Annotated in this window: 3 protein-coding genes; all 3 read left to right on the forward strand. The window is 65.3% G+C overall.

Annotated features, from left to right (window positions below; translation table 11 throughout):
* Positions 1-212 (forward strand): dihydropteroate synthase (locus NW858_RS09225; RefSeq protein WP_414520347.1); only part of this gene is annotated, 212 nt, incomplete at its 5' end.
* Complete coding sequence (gene folB / locus NW858_RS09230; protein WP_414520348.1) at positions 199-576, forward strand: dihydroneopterin aldolase; 378 nt, start codon at positions 199-201, stop codon at positions 574-576. The genes NW858_RS09225 and folB, both read left to right, overlap by 14 nt.
* On the forward strand, positions 566-746 hold a 181-nt coding region (locus NW858_RS09235), incomplete at its 3' end, for a 2-amino-4-hydroxy-6-hydroxymethyldihydropteridine diphosphokinase (protein ID WP_414520349.1). The genes folB and NW858_RS09235, both read left to right, overlap by 11 nt.

Below are 746 nucleotides of genomic sequence, written 5' to 3' on the forward strand. Positions count from 1 at the left end.
CCTATGGCTACCCGGTGCTGGTGGGAGCCTCGCGCAAAAGTTTTGTTGGCCAGCTTGCCGGGATTGCTGTGCCCAGGGAGCGGGATAGCGCCAGCGTAGCCGTGCACCTCTTTGCCGCCAGCCGGGGCGCTACCCTGGTGCGGGTGCACAACGTCCCGGCCCATGTCTCGGCTCTGGCAGCTTGGGCAGGTCTCCACGATGAACCCCACTAGGCTGGTGCTGCGGGGTCTTAGCTTCCATGCCCACCACGGCTATCGTCCTGAGGAGGCTGTGTTGGGAGGGCGCTTTGTGGTGGATGTGGAGATGCAGCTTGGTTGGGTTCCCCAAGCGGATGACCTAGCCCACACAGTGGACTACGCCCAGGTGTACGAGGCGGTGCGGGAGGAGGTAACCCAGCGACGCTACCGGCTGATCGAGACGTTGGCAGAGCGGATTGCTGAGCGGCTGTGGCAGAACTATCCCCAGTTGGAAGCCCTAACGGGCGGGTGCACAAGCCGCAAGCTCCCCTGCCGGGCCTGTTCGAGGATGTCTACGTGGAGATCGTCCGCCGTCGCCCTGCTCTTCCATGAAGCCTGACCTGGCCTACATTGCTTTGGGCAGCAACCTGGGGGATCCGCTGCAGCAGTTGCGCACGGCTGGAGAGAAGTTGCCACGGCTGGGCCAGGTGGTGGCCCGCTCCAGCCTCTACCGCAGCCCTGCCCAAGGGGGGCCGCCGGGGCAGCCGGATTACCTCAACGCCGTGGTGG

Source organism: Synechococcus sp. H55.10 (assembly GCF_047502715.1).
Taxonomy (GTDB): Bacteria; Cyanobacteriota; Cyanobacteriia; order Thermostichales; family Thermostichaceae; genus Thermostichus.

Excerpts from the sequence above, each read along its gene's own strand:
- folB (WP_414520348.1), top strand. The coding sequence starts at position 199 with ATGAACCCCACTAGGCTGGTGCTGCGGGGTCTTAGCTTCCATGCCCAC.